General features: G+C 62.0%; 1 pseudogene. It reads left to right on the top strand.

The features are described from left to right. A pseudogene (locus tag AC3WJU_RS22495) lies at window positions 1-542 on the top strand (DUF4192 domain-containing protein); the annotation flags it as partial.

Here is a 542-nt window from a genome sequence, read left to right as displayed (position 1 = left end):
AGACAGTCTCACCGTACGACGACGACCCCAACCTCAACTGCACGCTGCCCCTGTCGATGGTCGACTCCAGCGAGATCAACGCCGAGCTCGTGTACCGCGGAAGCGCAGTCGCCCGAACCGGCCGGATCACCTTGCCGCCGTCAAACAAGGAAGCGACATTTCATGCCGTCGAGGATCGCATCAAATCAATCCGGCAGTCCCATGACCACAGCGCGATCGAAAAGGCGCGAACGCTCTGGGCCGGGATCCTCGAGGCCAAAACCTACCCGACCGACGACCAGACCATCGCTTTGATCGCAAACTTCCAGTTCGCAGCCATCCGCGACCAACTGATGGCGGACATCCCAGGCGTCGACGGACCCATGGAACAAATCCTGCTCGCGCAGGCTCCGGGCAAGCCGCAATGGACCCGCGTCGAATGGGCCCAGCAAATCCTCCTCCACGCCTACACGCACAGCAGCACCCAACACTCCGCGCCCCTCCTCACAGCCATCGGCTACATCAACTGGTGGGAAGGCCGCGGAAGCAAAGCCCACCAATAC

The sequence above is a fragment of the Arthrobacter sp. FW306-1B-F12A genome, from assembly GCF_058781865.1.
This window is presented reverse-complemented; position numbering and strand designations above follow the sequence as displayed.